The organism is Candidatus Dependentiae bacterium, assembly GCA_013821315.1.
Lineage (GTDB): Bacteria > Babelota > Babeliae > Babelales > Babelaceae > JACDHA01.
Window position 1 is genome coordinate 22,106 of sequence record JACDHA010000007.1, and the last position, 17,610, is coordinate 39,715.

Genomic DNA, 17,610 nt, shown 5'->3' on the forward strand with positions numbered 1-17,610 from the left:
ACTCTATGAGTCATAAAAAGACTATACTACTAAAACTCACTGGGGAACTTATAGAGCAAACAAATGCAGGTCTTAATGCTGATCGCATTCGCTCGTTGGGCACTCAGATAAAAGAGCTTATGGCTGACTATACTTTTGCACTTGTCATAGGTGGGGGTAATTTTTTTCGTGGAGCTCAACAGGGCAACGAAGTAGCTATTACTCCTCAAGTCAGCCATTATGTAGGAATGCTTGCAACAATGATGAATGGTCTCATTATGCAAGATATCTTTGAGCAGCTAGGCATTCATACTTCATTGTTTTCTGCTCTTGATTGTCCTGAAATTGGTCTTTCTATTTCTGCTCAAGAAATACGCAAAGCTCAAAAAAATAACCATTGTATGATATTTACCGGTGGTACAGGAAATCCTTATTTTACCACTGATACTACTGCTGTCTTGAGAGCACTACAAATCAATGCTGATCAGCTGTGGAAAGGCACAAAAGTAGATGGTATTTATACCAAAGACCCTCAAGTGCACCATGACGCAGAATTTCTTCGTCATGTAAGTTACACCACCGCTTTAGATCTTAGATTAGGCATAATGGATTTAGAAGCTTTTGCATTAGCTCAAAAACACTCCCTGAGTTTACGTGTATTTAATATATTTACTGAAAATGCTTTACTCAGAGCAGCCTCCGAGAGTACATTTGGAAGTACCATAAGCTAAACAAACGAATTAACGAAAGAAAAATAACTCATGATTAATATTACTATCACAGAAGGTGCTAATCCAAAGCAGTTCGAAAAAGAACTTGAAGCTGATATGGATAAAAACATAAAGCACTTTGAAAAAGAACTTCTTAAAATTCGTACCGGCAGAGCACATCCCTCTATGGTTGAAGATTTACGTGTACAGTGCTATGGCTCTTTGCTGCCACTACGTGATATTGCTTCTATATCTGCACCTGATGCTGCATTACTTGTTATACAGCCTTGGGATAAAAACTTGATGCCTGATATTGAGAAAACACTTGCTACTTCAGATTTAGGGGTAACTCCGCTTAATGATGGCAACGTTATACGTATTCAATTACCACGTATGAGCAGCAGCCGCCGTGAAGATCTAACTAAAGTATTACATCAAAAGCTTGAAAGCTGTAAAATAGCAGTAAGAGCAACACGTAAAGATGTTCAAAATATCGTACGAGAAACAGAAAAAGCAAAAAAAATATCAGAAGATTATGCTAAGCGCTTACAAGATAGTTTGCAAAAAGTAACTGATAAGTTTATTGAAATAAGTGATAAACTTGCTGCTAAAAAAGAAGAAGAGATAAAGCTCTTATAATACCTAAAGATTTTCTTGTTTTTTAAGAAAAATATGGTATAATTTAAAAGAGTTTTAAATTATTCACCTGAACATTGACATATGGGCTACTAGCTCAATTGGTAGAGCAACAGACTCTTAATCTGCAGGTTCTTGGTTCGAGTCCAAGGTGGCCCACCAAGAAAAACCTATTAGCAAGAGTGGCGAAATTGGCAGACGCGCTGGACTTAGGATCCAGTCCCGAAAGGGGTGGGGGTTCGAGTCCCTTCTCTTGCACCATTTTAAAAAGGAGATGATGATGATTCATGGTGAAAATAATTTTAACTTTACTTTAATCAAAGAACCCAACTGTTACTTAGCTACAGTAACGATACCAAGCGCTTCTGTTGACGCTTTGTATCAAGAAGCATTACTGGCGCAAAAAGCAGAAGCTCAAACATATGGGTTCACTAAAGGCACCACGCCTCTTTATTACATAGAAAATACTTTCCGCCCTAATATAGTAGAGCATCTTAAAGAATTACTTTTCACTCATTGTGTTATGAATTTCTTATGCCATTCGCTTTCTAAAAACAAAATTGTTGTTGCCGGAGAGCCTGCGCTTATTGATATTATTCTTACACCCGCATCTGCCGCTCAATTTGTCTTTGGTATTAACTCGTTAGTACCCGATGGTGAAGATCGGTGGAAAAGACTCGTTTTAAAAGCTCCTGAACGCAAACATTATAAAGATCTTGACCGTCAAGTTGAATCTTTTATAAAAGAAGAGACAACAAAACAACAAAGTCATGATGATACTACCATACACATTGGTGATTGGGTATGTTTTGATCTGTATTTAGTTGATAAAAATGATAAACCTTTGCTTGGTGGCTATAGAGATCAACTGTGGGTTAAAATCAATGAAGAAGAAGCTGATCGTGAACTTCATGAGCTTTTTATAGGAAAAAAAGTGGGCGATACATTTTTAAGCAAAAGTAGCTTTTTACAAATGTATTTAAGCAATGATCTTAATATGCATTATACCTTTGGTATTCACATTAAAGATTCTATTGCGCATGCTTATTTTTCTTTTGATCATTTTAAACGCCATTTTTCCCTTAAAAATGCTCGTGATATGCATCAAAAACTTATAGAAGTGTTTTCACACCGTAATGATTTATCACAACGACGTGAAACAGTAGAAGCTACTTTTAAACTGTTACTTAAGCATTACTTTATTCCCGTACCTCAAGCATTGCTTGAGCGGCAAAAGCAGCTGGTTCTCTCAACCGTACATGATAATCCTGATTACCATGTATATAAAGCACAAGCTGATTTCAAAGAAAAAGTAAAACTACTCGCTGAAAAACAGCTTAAAGAATCGCTTATTATTGACACTATTGCCTATCAAGAAAACATTCAGGTAAGCCATGATGATATCTTAACCTATCTTAATTTGATTAAAAGACCTCGTACTAAAGAATTTGTTTATTTTGGTATGCCGTCTACTAACCTTAAAGGTCAAGAAATTCCGCTTCCTACAGAAGTTATCAAGCAATACTGTTTACGAGAAAAAACACTTAACCACGTTATTCATTACTTAACTAAAAAAAATAAATAGTCACTTATTATGAGCCTACACACTACGCACAAATTACTTATTATTGGCTCAGGACCAGCAGGATTAACGGCTGCTATTTACGCAGGACGTGCTGGGTTACAACCAATAGTTCTTGAAGGTGATAGTCCAGGTGGTCAACTTATGGGGACCACCTACATAGAAAACTGGCCTGGCGAAAAAAGCATCTTAGGCCCTGATCTTATGATCAAAATGCGTGACCAAGCCAAACATTTTGGAGCTCAACTTATCAGTCAAGATGTTCTAGACGTGGATTTTAACCATAGACCCTTTACGGTTATATCAAACAAACAGACCTATACAGCTCATAGCGTTATTATAGCTACAGGCGCTACGCCTAAGCGACTTAAATGTCCGGGCGAGGATACGTATTGGGGCAAAGGGGTAACAAGCTGTGCGGTGTGCGATGGAGCCTTCTATAAAGATAGAAAGGTAGTAATAGTCGGAGGCGGCGATACTGCTATGGAAAATGCTTCTTTTATGACCAATTTCACCAACGATATTACGCTTGTTCATATATTACCCCATTTAACTGCCTCATGGCCTATGCAAGAACGAGTAATTAAAGATCCTCGCATTAAGATTGTCTATCAAAGCACGGTAACAGCTATTAATGGCGATGGCAAAAATGTGCAAAGTGTAGATATTACCAATCAGCAAACTGGTGAAAAAAGCATTTTATCTACTGATGGTGTTTTTATAGCCATTGGCCTTTCTCCTAATACACATCTTTTTAAAGGCCAAATAAGCCTTAACGATTATGGGTATATTTTACTTGATGATCATACTCGCACATCTGTTCCGGGAGTGTTTGCTGCAGGTGACGTAGCAGATGCTCGTTATAGGCAAGCTATTACTTCTGCAGGATCAGGTTGCGCTGCTGCACTTGACGCAGAACGCTACTTAAAAGAGCTATCTCTCTAATTTTTTTGAAAAAAATTCAATAGTGTACTAAAATAAGATAATAAACACGTTATAGTGTAGTTATGTATATACCATTTTTTATTTAAGGAAACCAAATGTCAGTTACTTTTAAGCTCAAACGTACTAAAAGAAATAGAAAGCATGGCTTTTTAAAACGTATGTCAACACATGATGGCCGCAAAATTATCAATCGCCGTCGTGCTAAAGGTAGAAAGCGTCTAGCAGTTCATGCCTAAAGTCATGCCCGGTATTGCTCGGCGTATTAGCCTCTTTATTCAACAAGAGATCAGATCCTTAATCCGATCTGGACGTCTTGTAAGCCGGCAACCGGGGCTTGACATACGTGTAGCGCTTGCGCTACACCCTGTTGGGCGTATTTTAATTATTACGCCTCGCGCATCAGGTAATTCACCTGAACGCAATCTTATCCGTCGTCGCTTTAAAGCTCTCTTTTATCAAGAAAAACTATACGAGTCAGGTTTTGATGTCGTCATATTTTGTAAAAAAGAGAGCACTAAGCTCTCTTATGACCAGTTAAAAACTACTCTTATCTCTGCGCTACAAACGGCAACAAACACTTACTCTAAAAAAAGTTTTTAGAGTAATACTCTTGAGCATGCTGACCTGCTTGAGTATTAATAGCTGTTAATCGAGCAATAAAACAGTCAATTTCACTTGCATCAGCCTCTTTTATATATTCAAGTGCTTGATCTATAAAGACATCACTCGCTTTATACTTTTTTTCTACCAGCGCTAGTACTGTATACTCATATAACTCTCGTTGATTACAAGACTCTAAATTACTGAGCGACTCTTCAAGCATAGATCCTGCATTATTATGCTCTACAATAGTATGAGCTAGTGCTTGAGCCCAAAGATGCAATGCTCTTTTCTTTTTATTTTCTTGGTCTAGTAAACATGAAAGAAAAAAGAGCTTTTGTGCGTAAGAAACCTCTAGCGGGTTAAGCGTTATAAAATGCTCATAAATTGCAAGCGCTTGAATATACTTACCTTGTTGCTCATAAAGTTCTGCTGCTTTAGTATATGAGTCTAAAGCTTTAGCATCTGCAAACGAAAAAAGCAGATCTCCTTCTAATTGATAGGCAACAGCTTGATCATGCAGTGAATGGGTAAGTAAGCGATAAATACCTAAAGCACGCTCTTTTTCTTTACGAGCTACAAATTCAGCAAGCTTAAACCAAGCTACGGTATATTTATCTGTTTGAAGTTGGGACATATCTAAACCTTTAATTTCATCAGTATTACTCTCACATTAGTATAATACTATAGTATTAAATTATTATTGATTATCAATACAAGAGTTAAGTAAACTAAAGTGGTATTATTTAGAATACCATTATATTGACACAATAAAAAAGGGGAAAATGATGAAAAAAAAATATGGTTTATTGGTTCTATTGCCCCTTATATTAGGGCACCCAGCCTTAAACGCTCTTTTTGTTGCTCGCACTACACAGGCTATTGAATTTCCAGCAACGCCAGTTTCAGCTCCTCTAATTGAAGATGCAGCAACCTGTTGTCCTCAGCCACTACCGACATTTTGTGTTCCCAAGCCAGTAAAAAATGCAAGGCCCTGCTGTCCACCACCAGTATGCTTGCCAACACGCACAACATGCCCACCGGCTGTTCCTTGCTTGCGCCCTTGTCGTTTAGGCGTACCTGCATCCTGCGCTCCTCAGTTGCCTTGTTTGCGCCCTCGTGCATGTAGAAAGAAAATCTATTGTTGCCCAGAGCCAATACCATGCCGCGCTAAACCTATTTGTTGTCCCCGTATACGTTGTTGTAGACCAAAACCACGCTGCTGCCCTCCTGTAATACCACCATGTCCACCACGACCATGCATCACACAACCTGCATGTCCTGCTGTATCACAACCGGTGTGCCCTTGTGACGCATTAGGTAATTCAACTGCGCCAGTAGCACCAGTAAAAGTTGTTATAGCACCTACTATGGCTGATACACGTTATGCAAAAGAAGGACTAACGCCTGACCAAGAGCTTTCTCGTGATCAAGCTATCGACCAACAGCTTTCAGAGATTTAAAAATTATGAGTAAAGGGCAGCAAAACTGCCCTTTTTGCTTTGTTTAAACCTGTAGGATCCCGTATGGAAAAATTTGTACTGTTTATACTACTGATTTTACTCGCTACCAAAAGCTATACGAGCAATTTTTATCAACGTACGTACAAAAATCAAAGTATATTTAATTTTAGTGGCAAACGTCCTAGCACTCTTGGAGTACATAATGGAAAACTTACACCTTGTACACATAAATCCAATTGTGTAAGCAGCCAATCAACTGAAGATTCTCATAAAGTTCAGCCATTTTATTATAAAAACAGTGGAAACCAAGCACTAAAGCGCCTAATCTCTTTACTAGAAGCTCAACCTCGTTGCACTATTATTACTCAGTCTCCAAATTATATTCATGCTGAGTTTAAGACCTCCATTATGGGTTTTGTTGATGACGTAGAGTTTTATATTCCATCATCTGGTAACCAAATACAGGTACGCTCTGCTTCACGCATAGGACATTACGATCTAGGTGTTAATCGAAAACGTATAGAAAGACTACGCAAGCTCTTTTAACAATCTCTAATCAGAAATATATCTCGAGCTAAATTAGTGTAATTTAGTAAGTTTAAATAAATAATTATTGACTTTTTGAAATAAAATAAGTTATCCTGTAAAATATCAATCAATAATTATTAATACTTACAAGAAAGGTATCTTATGAAAAAATTTATAGCATTCGCATTACTAACAGTAGCAATAGCTCAAGCTAGTTCATCTTTTGCATTATTTGGTAGACGTGGTTACAACAATAACTGTTGCCAACAAGAACAAGTATGTTGCCAACCTGTAGTTGAAACATGCTGCCAAGAAGTAGTTGAACAGCCCTGCTGCTAAGATAGTACTCGTTACAAGCTTACAAAAAAGACCCTCTAAGTATAACTTAAATACTCAAAGGGTCTTTTTATCTTCTCAATATTAAATAAAACTGGTGCCGGGAGACGGAATCGAACCATCGACACGAAGCTCTTCAGGCTTCTGCTCTACCACTGAGCTACCCCGGCGCACGAATTTAATAATTATAATACACTATCGACATCTTTTGTCAACGTTTTATGTTGCATATTCCCATTGCCAATTGTGTAACCCTTTGTTACTCTTAAAGTGCATATAAAAAAATCTATTGCTCAAGCTAACATTGGTACCATGAACGATATAAAAAAACATTTAGAAACTATCAAGCAAGAATTCCTCAAAGAGCTTGCGCAAGTAACTACACAGCAGCAGCTTGAAGAAGTGCGTGTAAAATACTTAAGTAGGCAAGGGGTAATAACTACCCTCACCCAACAAGTAAAAGAATTATCTTTAGAAGACAAGCGTCTGTATGGGCCTTTATTTAAAGATATTAAAGAAAGCACACAACAGGCTTTTGAGCAACGCCAAGAAAATCTGCAAGCTCTTAAACTGAGCCAAGAAGCTGAAAAATTAGCCTATTTTGATGTTACAGCTTCTCAGCCATTATTTTCTAAGGGGAGTTTGCATCCCTACAGTCAAGTTATACAACTAGTACAAGACGTTGTAATCTCCATGGGCTATGAAGTAATCGATGGACCTGAGGTAGAAACTGCGTATCATAATTTTGAAGCGCTTAACATTCCTGAAAATCACCCTGCACGAGATATGCAAGATACTTTTTGGCTTACCTTACCTGGTTTACTTATGCGTACGCATACCTCATCGGTAGAAGTACATGCAATGCAAAAGCGTACATTGCCTCTTGCTGTATTTGCTCCAGGCAGGACTTACCGTAATGAAGCAACGGATGCTTCTCATGATTTTATGTTTATGCAAGCAGAAGGGCTGTTTATTGATAAAAAAGTGTCATTATCCCATTTATTTGCTACCGTAAAAACTTTTTTGCAGGCACTTTTTGAAACGAAAGACCTTTCTATACGCATTAGACCAAGTTATTTTCCCTTTGTTGAGCCTGGAGTAGAAATTGATATGTCATGTCCTTTTTGCACTCAAGGATGCTCAATTTGTAAAAAGACGCGGTGGATAGAAATTTGTGGGGCAGGACTTACCCATCCTCATGTTTTAAAAGCATGCAATATAAATCCTAATGAATATAGCGGCTTTGCTTTTGGTTTTGGTTTAACACGGCTTGTTATGCTTAAGTATGGCATTACCGATATCCGATTACTACATACTAATCGGATTGAGTTTTTAAAACAGTTTTAAAAAAATAAAAAGGAGTTGGTATGGAGATAGTAAAAGCAATTATACCGGCAGCAGGTTTAGGTACAAGTTTTTTGCCTTATACAAAAGCAATGCCTAAAGAAATGATGCCACTTTTAAATAAACCTGCAATGCAGTATATAGCTGAAGAAGGTCTACTGTCAGGAATTACTAACTTTTTAATTGTTACCAGTAAAAGCAAACAAGCAATAGCAGACCACTTTGATGCTGCAGGAACACTTGAAGCCTTACTTAAAGAACGCAATAAATCTGAACTACTCTCAAGCATAGAAAAATTGGTACGCCTTGCACAGTTTAGTTATATTCGCCAATCTGAGCCATTAGGACTCGGACACGCTATATGGACAGCACGTCACACTATAAACAAAGAGTATTTCACTGTTGCATTACCTGATGATATTATCGTTGGCAAACAACCAGCACTTGCTCAGTTAATACGTATTGCTCGTCAAGAAAAAGCAAGCGTTATAGCAGTGCAAGAAGTTCCTGCTGAAAAAGTATCTTCTTATGGCATAGTATCTATTAAAAAACAGATTACTCCGTCATTGTTTCAATTATCTTCTGTTGTAGAAAAACCCAATCCTAAAGATGCTCCCTCAAACTTAGCCATAGTTGGCAGATATGTATTATCCCATAAAATTTTTAATTCGCTGGATTGGATAACTACCTATGGAGCTTCACGTGAATTAGAGCTTACTGACGCCATAGCACATATGATGCAACATAACGAACGTGTATTTGCCTATAAAGTTCAAGGCACTCGCTATGATATTGGTAACCCGTTAGGATGGATAAAAGCAGTTATCGGTACCGCACTACAAGATCCTGAATATGGTCCAGTAATACGCAAATTTTTAAACGAACTACAGGTAAGCGATTCATTAATATATACTTCTGCAAAACTTACCGAAAACTGTCTATAAGATTCTTTTATTTTAGCAAGCCAAAACTGAGTTATGTGTATGAAATTTATAAAATATTTTGATGAAATTGGTTTAAAAGACATTAATCTAGTAGGCGGCAAAAATGCTTCGCTAGGTGAAATGATTCAAAACTTAGGTACTGATACTCTTAGAATACCTTTTGGCTTTGCTATTACTACAGCAGGTTATTTTCATCATATACAGAGTAATAATTTAGATCATACTATAACTCAAGAGCTGGCGAAACTCTCTGCTTCTTATACACCAAGCCTTCTAAATGAAGTTGGCACACATATAAGGTCAGCTATAACACAAGCACCGCTGCCCGCTGATTTGATAGCAGAAATAACCCAAGCGTATATAACACTCTGCAATTATTATCATACAAGTGACCTTGACATAGCTATACGATCTTCAGCTACAGCTGAAGATCTACCTACTGCTTCTTTTGCAGGGCAACAAGATACCTATCTTAATGTCAGCGGCATTGATGCTATTGTTCCCTTATGTAAAGCTGCTATGGCTTCACTTTTTACTAACCGTGCTTTAAGTTATAGAATCGAACAAGGGTTTGAAAATACAAACATTGGTATATCAATTGGTATCCAAAAAATGGTTCGCTCGGATAAAGCATGCTCTGGGGTGTTATTTTCAATTGATACTGAATCAGGCTTTAAAGACGCACTTATTATAAATTCTTCTTATGGACTAGGTGAAACTCTCGTACAAGGATTAGTAACACCTGACGAATTTCATGTACATAAACCTACACTCAGACAAGGTTATAAACCTATTATTAAAAAACAAGTAGGCACTAAACATACTAAACTTATTTATTCTACCACTCATAACCAAACTACTCTCCAAGTACCGGTAGAGATTCATGAGCAAGAAATTTTTTCTCTTACAGACGCAGAAATTCTAGAACTAGCTCGTATGGGATTAATTATCGAAGATTATTATTGCCAGGCACGCAATTATTGGTCTGCTATGGATATTGAATGGGCTAAAGACGGCATAGACCACCAGTTATATATAGTACAAGCAAGACCAGAGACCTTCCATTCACAAAGTATTAATAAAGACCAGCTTACACGTTACCACTTAGATGACTCTTCAGCTCAACCATTAGTGCTTACAACAGGTCATAGTATCGGCCATAAGATAAGCTCTGGAACTGCTCGTTTATTATCAATTGAAGATGCAGATTTATTTAATGAAGGTGACATATTGGTTACCCCTATGACGGATCCTGATTGGGTACCGTTAATGAAAAAAGCATCAGCTATAATAACCGATAATGGTGGCCGCACCTGCCATGCAGCAATTGTAAGTCGTGAGTTAGGCGTTCCTGCTTTAGTAGGCACGGGTAACGCAACAAAAACATTACATGAAGGGCAATCTATTACAGTCGATTGCAGCCAGGGAAGCTTAGGATATGTTTATGATGGGCTAGTACCTTTTAGCAAACAAGTAACTACACTCACGCACTTACCTCAAGCTCCTGTAGATATTTTAATTAATATAGCAAATCCTGATAGTGCTTATGAACATTCTTTTTTGCCTGTAGCAGGCGTAGGTCTCGCTCGTTTAGAATTTATTATTACTAATTTTATCCAAGTGCACCCCATGGCGATATGTCACCCAGAAAAAATACAAGATCCACAGCTTAAAGGTAAAATAGATGCACTCGCTTCAGCTTATGACAGTTGGCAAGAGTTTTTTATTAGTACGCTCGCTCAGGGTGTAGCAACTATAGCTGCAGCATTCTATCCACGACGTGTGGTAGTACGATTAACTGATTTTAAAAGCAACGAGTATAGAAACTTATTAGGTGGCAGCCTTTTTGAACCTCTAGAAGAAAATCCTATGCTAGGCTTTAGAGGAGCTATACGTTATTGCAACCCAGCTTATGCACCCGCATTTGCTCTTGAGTGTGCTGCGCTAAAAAAAGTACGTACAGAAATGGGGCTAACTAACGTTACTTTAATGGTTCCTTTTGTACGCACCACCCTGGAAGCAGCATGTACTGTAGAATCACTTAAAAGCCATGGCTTAGTGCGCGGGGAAGATGGCTTAAAGCTACTCATGATGTGCGAGATACCTTCTAATATTTTACTGCTTGAAGAGTTTTCTCAGTATTTTGATGGGTTTTCTATAGGATCTAATGATCTTACCCAACTTACTCTTGGAGTTGACAGAGATTCAGCTCTTTTAAGTAACTTTTTTGACGAACGAGATCCAGCAGTACTTGCATTTTTACTGCTTGCTCTAGAAAAAGCACGTAAAATTGGTACTTCTATGAGTATTTGTGGACAGGCACCTTCAGACTTTCCTGAAATTGGTGAGCTTCTTATTAACAATGGTATAGATGCTTTATCCCTTAATCCTGACTCAGTAATTGCGTTTATACTCAGATTTCAACGGTAAAGCCTTAGGTATACATACATGACGACAATTACTACAACGCCCTTGTTCAAACAGACGGCTATATCGCTCACAGTGACATGAGCATGAAAGTTGACTATAAGAATAAAGCGCTGAGCCCGATTTTTTAGCAGCCGAAGAAGCTTTATCCATGCACTCAGGACTAGCAGTTATACAGCTTGTTATGCACAAAGTAAGCACTAAATTTTTCATGATATGCTTTCTTTTGGTTTTTCTTGTGTCTTTTTTTCTATATACTTATGCACTCTGCTTAAAATTGCTGCTGTTTTTTTGTCAAGTTTACGACCTTTTGCATCTTCGTGAAAAAAAGGTTTATCAACATTGCCAAGCACATCTTTACACATAGGACAACCATAGATAGTACTAGCACCTACTAAAACACTAAAAAATGTATAAAACCTTACCTTCATTGCCTCTCCTGTTTATCATAAACTACTATACCCCTGCTCTAGTATTAAGCATACTTTATAATATTTGCAAATAGCAATAATTAAATAACAAAAAATAATACTCTACAGAGCGCTGCGGATAAACTCGTCTAAGCTTATACTTCCTTGGTTGATTTTATCAGTAGCATCATATAAAAAAGAGCGCATACCATCTTGAATAGCCTGATTATATAAAGCATTAAATGCTGGTTGCTGTGTGATAAGACTGCGGAGCTCATGAGTAACAAGAAGAAGTTCAAAGATACCAATACGTCCTTTATGGCCTGTTCCTTGGCATTCGGAACAACCAGTGCTGGTAAAGACTTGCTCTAAAACTAAATTATATTTTTTAATGATAAGAGCTTGCGACTCAGATAGAACAGTGGGTATACGGCATACTATACACAACTTTCGTACAAGACGTTGTGCAAGTACTCCAGATAAAGCAGCATTAATCAAAAAAGGTTCAATACCCATATCAAGTAATCGCATCAGCGTGCTTATTGTATCGTTAGTATGCAAAGTACTTAAAACCAAATGGCCTGTTAAGGCTGCCTGAATAGCAACTTGGCCGGTTTTTTTATCTCGTATCTCTCCTACCATAATAATATCTGGATCTTGACGCAGCAATGCTCGAACACCACACTCAAACGTAAAACCGATCTCAGGAAATATCTGTCCTTGAGTAATACCTTCAATATGGTATTCGATAGGATCTTCAAGGGTAACAATATTTTTATCAGTTGTTTTTAGCGTAGAAAGCAAAGCATGAAGAGTAGTAGTTTTACCCGATCCCGTAGGTCCGGTTACTAAAAAGAAACCTTGAGATTGTGTGCTCATTTTTAAAACCTGCTCAGCCATAGCAGTACTTAAACCAAGTGTATGTAATGATACTAAAGCAGTAGTTCTATCAAGTAGCCTAATAACTATTTTTTCACCATAGACACAGGGAAATGTTGCAAGCCGACAATCAATTGATCTGGTATCAAAAACATAAGAAAATTTACCGTCTTGTGGCATACGTTTTTCTGCAACATTAGTATGGGCAAGAACCTTTAAGCGTGAAAGCACCTGTAACATGTGCTTTTTTTCAATCGCTGGCTGCACGTATAAAATACCATCAATTCTAAACCGGACACATAGTGATTCTTTAAAAGGTTCTAAATGTATGTCTGAAGCCCGCAAACTACATGCTTGTAACAGTAATTTATTAACTATAACTATAGCTGGAGCTTCAGACATACGTGTAGTATGCTCTGGCATTAGGCAAATGTCCAAGAAATAAAGAACCCTACAGCAAAAGCGATGGATTCAGCCATATGAGCTTGAGCCCAGGCTAAATACCCATTAAGAGCTTCTTGAAAATTTGCAGTTGAAGGAAAACCAAAAAAGCTTGTAATAGCATCATAATGTATAGAAACAAGATTAAATGTATTTAAAAGCCATAAGATCAGCACAGTGCCTAGAATAATCCATAAAATAGGTCGGGCTAAATACTTAAATAAAAATCCTGTTATAAGACCAAGGCCACCGTACAATAATAGAGGCCCATACCAGCTATGCGATACATCAAGTGATTCCCACTTTTGCTTAAGAGTACCAACAAAGTTATGTACTGTGTCATTTAAATAAGCAATCATACTCTCTCTTTCTTTTTTAAACTTTAAGTAATTGTGTACAAAAAAAGACGCCTAACTAATAAGTTAAGCGTCTTTTATACTATCTTATATGCTATTAAAGAGCAACCATATCTCTTAATGCTTTACCTGCTTTAAAGCGTGCAACTTTTTTAGCGGGTATTTGCATTTTTTTACCAGTAGCAGGATTGACACCTACACGACTTTTTCTTTTTAACATAGAAAATGTTCCAAATCCAGTAAGCACTACTGATTTACCACTTTTAAGTGAACCACCAACAGACTTAATAAAAGCTTCTAGAGCAATTTTACAAGTAGCTTTAGGCATTTTACAAGCTTTAGACATTTGTTCAACTAATTTTGCTTTATTCATAGTTTATCCTTTTAGTTTAGCGACTTAGAGTAGTATATACTACTCTAAGCACACTTACATTACTTTATGTGGTGCCGAGAGCCGGACTCGAACCGGCACGAGCCGAAGCTCGAAGGATTTTAAGTCCTTTGCGTCTACCATTCCGCCACCTCGGCAAAAGCTTTACTATCAATTTGTCTGGAGGCGACACCCGGATTTGAACCGGGGATGGGGGATTTGCAGTCCCCTGCCTTACCACTTGGCTATGTCGCCAAACATTCTTTAAAATACTATTTATGAGTCTCTTGAGCTTTAAGCTTTTGGCTTAATTCTTCTGCTGTAATCTCTTGTACAGTTAGATCAACAGGTTGGCTTTTATCAACCTCTTGCTTAAGCCACTTTGCTTGTCCAAGACCAGATACAGGGTAGTCAGAACTATTAAGAGCAGCTTTCTGAGTCCACTGAGCTATACCACCTTCGTATACTTTTACATTCGTAAATCCAAGAGCATGCAATTTCTTAACTGCTTCACCACTTGCGGTACATTGGTAATTAGCGCAATAAGTCACTATTTCAATATCTTTGGGCCAGTGCTGAGTTTTCTCTTCTAACTGATCAAGATCCATTCTTACAGAACCGGGAATATGTGCATCTGCAAACTGCTTATCATTAGTTAAATAGATAAGATTAAGAGCGCCATACTTTACGTTTTCTGTATTAGCAACAGTTGCTATGTCTTTATTTTTATCTTTTTTAAACCAATCACCACATGCTGGCACAACAGCAAGCACTATTACAAGTAATCCAAAAGAGCCTGCTTGTACTAATTTTTTATTCATTTGATGCCTTAAATCATGTGTTGATCATGTCTTACGTATCTAAATTTACCACAAAATTGGATGAATGCAACTTTTTTCTTAGTTTTCTTTTATGTTGCTCATAAATTATCACTAAATTGCTTATTTAACCCATTGCAAACAACGGTTCCAACGCACTTTTTTCCAAAATTCAAGGGGGTTTTTAATTAAATCAAAGATCCACCATGACTCATCACTATCAATAGACCAGAGTCTAAAAATTATTTTGCCATGAATAAGCTTGCCATCTAAAGCTCCCCAAGCGCGAGAGTCTAAACTACCTTTTCTATTATCACCCATTGCCCAATACTGATTTTTACCTAAAGTAACATCAAATATATCTAATCTTTCAGTAGGTGTTTCTGGACGCAATATAAGCCCAATTTGTCCAAAATTATTTATACCGAGTATATCAGCTGGATTAATCTTATAAAATGGTTGTTTGTTCCATTCTTTTATACTTAAATCAATTGATACTGGTACTTGATCGCTCGGTCTAATTGAGGTGCTCTTCTTCTGAACATAAATTAAAGGGTATTTATTAAGATAAGCAGATTCATCTAATTTTTTATTATTTAAGTATACTACTGGTTTACCATCTTCTATCTTACCTTGAACATGGTCACCTGGTATACCAATTAAGCGCTTAGTCCAGTTATCAACCTTCCATGATGCATATCGTTCCCATATATTAACTGCTGGATTAGTTGAATACTTATACATAGGAGCATCAAAAGCAATAATATCACCTCGCTGAGGAGCTTTAAACCAATAAGTTAGTTTATCAGCTACAAATCGTTCACCTACTAAAAGCGTTGTTTCCATTGATCCTGTAGGAACTTGATACAGTCCAAACAAAAAAGTACGTATAGCAAAAGCAGCAGAGACAATTACAATAAGCTCAAATATTACCCTAATTGCTTGAACATCATAATATCTTCCTAAAATACGACGTGAATAACTCATTATATCCTTTCAATTGTATACAATTCAACTTTATACACTGTTACTACTTATCTAGTTATACTAAAAAATAAAATGGGTTTACTTGTTTGTTGTATACGTATACTTCAAAATGCAAATGAGACCCATCTCCCCCACGACGCTTACGCACAAAGCCAGTTGCACCTACTTTGCCAATAGGCTCTCCTTGTACTATATGTTGTCCTACACGAACAGACATTTTATCAAGATGAGCATAGCGCGTTCTAAATTTATGATTATGTGCAATAACTATAGTATTACCATAACCTGCTGTATAATGAGCCTGGACAACAATACCAGGGCCTGCAGCTTTTACTGGAGTGCCACGCGGTGCTGCTAAATCAATACCGGTATGGAAACCCCATGAACCATCGACTTTTCTACGTTTACCAAAAGGAGAGCTCAGCCAAAACTCTGATTTTTCTAAAGGCCATAAAAAAAGTGGTTCTCTTTGTAGTTTTCTTAAAGAGTCAATACGTGTTGGTGTTTTTGATCCGCTTCTCACTATTCTTTTTCTTGCTGCTACTTTAGCAGTAGAAACACAAGATCCCATAGAAGCTGACTCTACACTTACAACACAATCTTCTTGATAAAATTTACGTAATGCTCTTTCTAAATTATGTTGCCGCGCAAAAGAAAGCGCAGACTTTTTAAGATAAGCAGGTTCACGATTTACCGTTAGAAATTGAGGTTCAGCTTCTTGCATGTCTCTATGACTTAGAGTGTCAAGACTTTGTTTTTTAAGAACAGTTACATAGTGTAAATAATCGCTTTTAACTTTTATTAACTGTGCAGTTTCTTGCTTAAAAAACTTGTACTCAACGCAAAGCAAACTACTTACTACTACTAAAAAACCACACCCTAGTGAAAAAATAATTTTATATACTGTCATATTTGTATGCCTTACCCGGTCAACACTTACTCTCTAGTGTAATTGATATAATTTCTAGTCCTCTTATTAATCTGTCGCTCTATAATAACATGCTCACAATTTTTGTGAACTGCTTCATTTTAATACTAAGCCTACGTGCTGGCTCTTTACGGTACCGAAACTATAGCAAAGAAATAAACAAAGCACAATTTCATGTATCCCTTATACTGCTTATCCGCGCTGTTGGTCTATAAACCATTGTCGCACTCGTTGAGTAAAGAGCTCATCAGTGTCCTGATCGCTATACACAAAAGGCTTTCCTACTATAACAAGCAACGGAGCATAGTAAATCAAAAATCCCGTAGGAGGATAAATAATTCTATTGTTAGGCATATATACAGGCACTACAGGACGACCAGTTTTACGTGCAATAATTGCAAATCCCTCAAAAAAAGTATGTATTTGCCCATCAAGAAAACGGCCCCCTTCAGGGAAAATAATTAAATTACGCTCTTTTTTATTAACAAGCTGTATAACTTTAATAAGCGATCGAGCTGCTTTTGTGCAACTTTGGCGGTCAACAGCAACAAACATACGACGGACAAAAAATCCTATAATAGGCGTATGACTATAATATTCAAGTACTAACCATATATGCGGATATCCCTTGCACAGTGAGCCCACGACAGGAATATCAAGAGATGACTGATGATTAGCTGCAAATATAACCGGACCTTGAGGTATATTTTCAAGACCGATCCAACGCGAAGGTACAAAACACACATGTATAATAAGTCTATAAAACTTATCGGCTAGCCAAAAGAAAAGTTTATTATCTCTTCTTTGACTTAGAGGAAGCAATGCTAAAAGCATACAGGGAATTACAAAAAATGGACCTATGAGCATTGCTATAGTATAAGCAGCACCAGTTCTTATAAAAGTACCTAAAGATAGTAATACAGCCAT

Annotated in this window: 22 protein-coding genes and 5 tRNA genes; 14 read left to right on the top strand and 13 right to left on the bottom strand. The window is 37.2% G+C overall.

The annotated features are described in order from the left end of the window. Window positions 1-5: 5 nt before the first annotated feature. The 8 genes from H0X48_02525 (at window position 6) to H0X48_02560 (ending at window position 4,452) form a co-directional block, all read left to right on the top strand. Window positions 6-710, top strand: a complete 705-nt coding sequence (locus tag H0X48_02525; GenBank protein ID MBA3954171.1) for a UMP kinase — start codon at window positions 6-8, stop codon at window positions 708-710. A 30-nt stretch (window positions 711-740) separates the two neighbouring features. After that, window positions 741-1,328, top strand: a complete 588-nt coding sequence (gene frr / locus H0X48_02530; GenBank protein MBA3954172.1) for a ribosome recycling factor — start codon at window positions 741-743, stop codon at window positions 1,326-1,328. An 83-nt stretch (window positions 1,329-1,411) separates the two neighbouring features. Continuing rightward, window positions 1,412-1,487: transfer RNA gene (locus H0X48_02535), tRNA-Lys, on the top strand. Between the two features lie 14 nt (window positions 1,488-1,501). Next, a tRNA-Leu gene (locus H0X48_02540) sits at window positions 1,502-1,586 on the top strand. A gap of 13 nt (window positions 1,587-1,599) precedes the next feature. Next, window positions 1,600-2,910 carry a hypothetical protein gene (locus H0X48_02545; GenBank protein MBA3954173.1) on the top strand — a complete coding sequence of 437 codons (1,311 nt, stop codon included), beginning with the start codon at window positions 1,600-1,602 and terminating at the stop codon, window positions 2,908-2,910. Window positions 2,911-2,919: 9 nt separating this feature from the next. Continuing rightward, entirely contained in the window at window positions 2,920-3,852 is a 933-nt protein-coding gene (trxB, locus tag H0X48_02550; GenBank protein ID MBA3954174.1) for a thioredoxin-disulfide reductase, read from the top strand. Window positions 3,853-3,947: 95 nt separating this feature from the next. Continuing rightward, on the top strand, window positions 3,948-4,088 hold the full coding sequence (gene rpmH / locus H0X48_02555) for a 50S ribosomal protein L34 (GenBank protein ID MBA3954175.1): 141 nt from the start codon (window positions 3,948-3,950) through the stop codon (window positions 4,086-4,088). After that, window positions 4,081-4,452 carry a ribonuclease P protein component gene (locus H0X48_02560; protein MBA3954176.1) on the top strand — a complete coding sequence of 124 codons (372 nt, stop codon included), beginning with the start codon at window positions 4,081-4,083 and terminating at the stop codon, window positions 4,450-4,452. The genes rpmH and H0X48_02560 overlap by 8 nt, the downstream gene beginning before the upstream one ends. Here H0X48_02560 and H0X48_02565 read toward each other — a convergent pair. After that, a complete protein-coding gene (locus H0X48_02565) occupies window positions 4,436-5,089 on the bottom strand; it encodes a hypothetical protein (protein MBA3954177.1) in 654 nt (217 codons plus the stop codon). The two genes, H0X48_02560 and H0X48_02565, sit on opposite strands and share 17 nt — an antisense overlap. A gap of 148 nt (window positions 5,090-5,237) precedes the next feature. On the opposite strand from H0X48_02565, the gene H0X48_02570 reads away from it, so the two are divergent. From H0X48_02570 to H0X48_02580, 3 genes are all read left to right on the top strand, one after another. After that, window positions 5,238-5,915 carry a hypothetical protein gene (locus H0X48_02570; protein ID MBA3954178.1) on the top strand — a complete coding sequence of 226 codons (678 nt, stop codon included), beginning with the start codon at window positions 5,238-5,240 and terminating at the stop codon, window positions 5,913-5,915. Between the two features lie 63 nt (window positions 5,916-5,978). Beyond that, window positions 5,979-6,461 (top strand): DUF1499 domain-containing protein, encoded by a 483-nt coding sequence (locus tag H0X48_02575; protein ID MBA3954179.1) that lies wholly within the window; start codon window positions 5,979-5,981, stop codon window positions 6,459-6,461. Window positions 6,462-6,605: 144 nt separating this feature from the next. Continuing rightward, window positions 6,606-6,782: a hypothetical protein gene (locus H0X48_02580; GenBank protein MBA3954180.1), complete on the top strand. Its 177-nt coding sequence runs from the start codon at window positions 6,606-6,608 to the stop codon at window positions 6,780-6,782. Between the two features lie 92 nt (window positions 6,783-6,874). On the opposite strand, the gene H0X48_02585 is transcribed toward H0X48_02580, so the two are convergent. Then, window positions 6,875-6,949, bottom strand: a tRNA-Phe gene (locus H0X48_02585). A gap of 100 nt (window positions 6,950-7,049) precedes the next feature. On the opposite strand from H0X48_02585, the gene pheS reads away from it, so the two are divergent. The 3 genes from pheS to ppsA are packed head-to-tail and all read left to right on the top strand — an operon-like array spanning window position 7,050 to window position 11,497. Beyond that, complete coding sequence (gene pheS / locus H0X48_02590; GenBank protein ID MBA3954181.1) at window positions 7,050-8,126, top strand: phenylalanine--tRNA ligase subunit alpha; 1,077 nt, start codon at window positions 7,050-7,052, stop codon at window positions 8,124-8,126. A 20-nt stretch (window positions 8,127-8,146) separates the two neighbouring features. Then, window positions 8,147-9,067, top strand: a complete 921-nt coding sequence (locus H0X48_02595; GenBank protein ID MBA3954182.1) for a UTP--glucose-1-phosphate uridylyltransferase — start codon at window positions 8,147-8,149, stop codon at window positions 9,065-9,067. 33 nt (window positions 9,068-9,100) lie between these two features. Then, window positions 9,101-11,497 carry a phosphoenolpyruvate synthase gene (gene ppsA, locus H0X48_02600; GenBank protein ID MBA3954183.1) on the top strand — a complete coding sequence of 799 codons (2,397 nt, stop codon included), beginning with the start codon at window positions 9,101-9,103 and terminating at the stop codon, window positions 11,495-11,497. On the opposite strand, the gene H0X48_02605 is transcribed toward ppsA, so the two are convergent. The 11 genes from H0X48_02605 to H0X48_02655 all read right to left on the bottom strand — a co-directional run bounded on the left by H0X48_02605 (window position 11,462) and on the right by H0X48_02655 (window position 17,610). Beyond that, the gene (locus H0X48_02605; GenBank protein MBA3954184.1) at window positions 11,462-11,707 is read right to left on the bottom strand and encodes a hypothetical protein; all 246 of its coding nucleotides are present in this window, start codon (window positions 11,705-11,707) and stop codon (window positions 11,462-11,464) included. The two genes, ppsA and H0X48_02605, sit on opposite strands and share 36 nt — an antisense overlap. Further along, window positions 11,704-11,925, bottom strand: coding sequence for a hypothetical protein (locus tag H0X48_02610; GenBank protein ID MBA3954185.1), 222 nt, complete (start codon window positions 11,923-11,925; stop codon window positions 11,704-11,706). Before H0X48_02610 ends, H0X48_02605 begins: the two co-directional genes overlap by 4 nt. A gap of 102 nt (window positions 11,926-12,027) precedes the next feature. After that, window positions 12,028-13,221, bottom strand: a complete 1,194-nt coding sequence (locus H0X48_02615) for a type II/IV secretion system protein (GenBank protein ID MBA3954186.1) — start codon at window positions 13,219-13,221, stop codon at window positions 12,028-12,030. Then, a complete protein-coding gene (locus tag H0X48_02620; GenBank protein MBA3954187.1) occupies window positions 13,206-13,583 on the bottom strand; it encodes a hypothetical protein in 378 nt (125 codons plus the stop codon). The genes H0X48_02615 and H0X48_02620 overlap by 16 nt, the downstream gene beginning before the upstream one ends. Before the next feature lie 94 nt (window positions 13,584-13,677). Next, entirely contained in the window at window positions 13,678-13,953 is a 276-nt protein-coding gene (locus H0X48_02625) for an HU family DNA-binding protein (GenBank protein MBA3954188.1), read from the bottom strand. A gap of 69 nt (window positions 13,954-14,022) precedes the next feature. Continuing rightward, window positions 14,023-14,108, bottom strand: a tRNA-Leu gene (locus H0X48_02630). Between the two features lie 23 nt (window positions 14,109-14,131). Next, window positions 14,132-14,205, bottom strand: a tRNA-Cys gene (locus tag H0X48_02635). A gap of 17 nt (window positions 14,206-14,222) precedes the next feature. After that, complete coding sequence (locus H0X48_02640) at window positions 14,223-14,771, bottom strand: rhodanese-like domain-containing protein (GenBank protein MBA3954189.1); 549 nt, start codon at window positions 14,769-14,771, stop codon at window positions 14,223-14,225. A 120-nt stretch (window positions 14,772-14,891) separates the two neighbouring features. Then, window positions 14,892-15,755: a signal peptidase I gene (gene lepB / locus H0X48_02645; GenBank protein MBA3954190.1), complete on the bottom strand. Its 864-nt coding sequence runs from the start codon at window positions 15,753-15,755 to the stop codon at window positions 14,892-14,894. Between the two features lie 55 nt (window positions 15,756-15,810). Continuing rightward, entirely contained in the window at window positions 15,811-16,665 is an 855-nt protein-coding gene (locus tag H0X48_02650; protein MBA3954191.1) for a M23 family metallopeptidase, read from the bottom strand. A 210-nt stretch (window positions 16,666-16,875) separates the two neighbouring features. Next, the gene (locus tag H0X48_02655; protein ID MBA3954192.1) at window positions 16,876-17,610 is read right to left on the bottom strand and encodes a 1-acyl-sn-glycerol-3-phosphate acyltransferase; all 735 of its coding nucleotides are present in this window, start codon (window positions 17,608-17,610) and stop codon (window positions 16,876-16,878) included.

Coding starts and splice junctions, on each gene's coding strand:
- H0X48_02525 (MBA3954171.1), top strand. CDS start 6: ATGAGTCATAAAAAGACTATACTACTAAAACTCACTGGGGAACTTATA.
- frr (MBA3954172.1), top strand. CDS start 741: ATGATTAATATTACTATCACAGAAGGTGCTAATCCAAAGCAGTTCGAA.
- H0X48_02545 (MBA3954173.1), top strand. CDS start 1,600: ATGATGATGATTCATGGTGAAAATAATTTTAACTTTACTTTAATCAAA.
- trxB (MBA3954174.1), top strand. CDS start 2,920: ATGAGCCTACACACTACGCACAAATTACTTATTATTGGCTCAGGACCA.
- rpmH (MBA3954175.1), top strand. CDS start 3,948: ATGTCAGTTACTTTTAAGCTCAAACGTACTAAAAGAAATAGAAAGCAT.
- H0X48_02560 (MBA3954176.1), top strand. CDS start 4,081: ATGCCTAAAGTCATGCCCGGTATTGCTCGGCGTATTAGCCTCTTTATT.
- H0X48_02565 (MBA3954177.1), bottom strand. CDS start 5,089: ATGTCCCAACTTCAAACAGATAAATATACCGTAGCTTGGTTTAAGCTT.
- H0X48_02570 (MBA3954178.1), top strand. CDS start 5,238: ATGATGAAAAAAAAATATGGTTTATTGGTTCTATTGCCCCTTATATTA.
- H0X48_02575 (MBA3954179.1), top strand. CDS start 5,979: ATGGAAAAATTTGTACTGTTTATACTACTGATTTTACTCGCTACCAAA.
- H0X48_02580 (MBA3954180.1), top strand. CDS start 6,606: ATGAAAAAATTTATAGCATTCGCATTACTAACAGTAGCAATAGCTCAA.
- H0X48_02595 (MBA3954182.1), top strand. CDS start 8,147: ATGGAGATAGTAAAAGCAATTATACCGGCAGCAGGTTTAGGTACAAGT.
- ppsA (MBA3954183.1), top strand. CDS start 9,101: ATGTGTATGAAATTTATAAAATATTTTGATGAAATTGGTTTAAAAGAC.
- H0X48_02605 (MBA3954184.1), bottom strand. CDS start 11,707: ATGAAAAATTTAGTGCTTACTTTGTGCATAACAAGCTGTATAACTGCT.
- H0X48_02610 (MBA3954185.1), bottom strand. CDS start 11,925: ATGAAGGTAAGGTTTTATACATTTTTTAGTGTTTTAGTAGGTGCTAGT.
- H0X48_02620 (MBA3954187.1), bottom strand. CDS start 13,583: ATGATTGCTTATTTAAATGACACAGTACATAACTTTGTTGGTACTCTT.
- H0X48_02625 (MBA3954188.1), bottom strand. CDS start 13,953: ATGAATAAAGCAAAATTAGTTGAACAAATGTCTAAAGCTTGTAAAATG.
- H0X48_02640 (MBA3954189.1), bottom strand. CDS start 14,771: ATGAATAAAAAATTAGTACAAGCAGGCTCTTTTGGATTACTTGTAATA.
- lepB (MBA3954190.1), bottom strand. CDS start 15,755: ATGAGTTATTCACGTCGTATTTTAGGAAGATATTATGATGTTCAAGCA.
- H0X48_02650 (MBA3954191.1), bottom strand. CDS start 16,665: ATGACAGTATATAAAATTATTTTTTCACTAGGGTGTGGTTTTTTAGTA.
- H0X48_02655 (MBA3954192.1), bottom strand. CDS start 17,610: ATGGCTGTATTACTATCTTTAGGTACTTTTATAAGAACTGGTGCTGCT.